This window comes from Pseudomonas sp. N040, assembly GCF_015637705.1.
Lineage (GTDB): Bacteria > Pseudomonadota > Gammaproteobacteria > Pseudomonadales > Pseudomonadaceae > Aquipseudomonas.
The window spans coordinates 1-263 of the sequence record NZ_JADOBE010000027.1 but is presented as its reverse complement, the minus strand read 5'-3'; the positions used below and the strand labels follow the sequence as shown (position 1 = coordinate 263).

Sequence of the window (263 nt, the reverse complement as noted above, 5' to 3'; positions counted from 1 at the left end):
ACCCTCAGCATCGGCGCGGGCGGCACCACCGGCAGCCTGGGCAGCGGCGCCGTGGTCAACAACAGCACCCTGCAGATCAATCGCAGCAACGCCGTCACCGTCGCCAACGCTATTTCCGGCACGGGCACGCTGACCAAGCTCGGCGCAGGCACCGCCTCCCTCACCGGAGCCAACACCTACAGCGGTACCACCACCATCAGCGCCGGCACCCTCAGCATCGGCGCCGGCGGCACCACCGGCAGCCTGGGCAGCGGCGATGTGAT

The 263-nt window shown here is 70.0% G+C and carries 1 protein-coding gene; it reads left to right on the top strand.

Going from position 1 to position 263, the window contains the following annotated elements; all coding sequences use genetic code 11:
• Positions 1 to 263: autotransporter-associated beta strand repeat-containing protein (locus ISX93_RS17025; RefSeq protein ID WP_195779947.1), on the top strand; the 263-nt coding region annotated here is incomplete at both ends.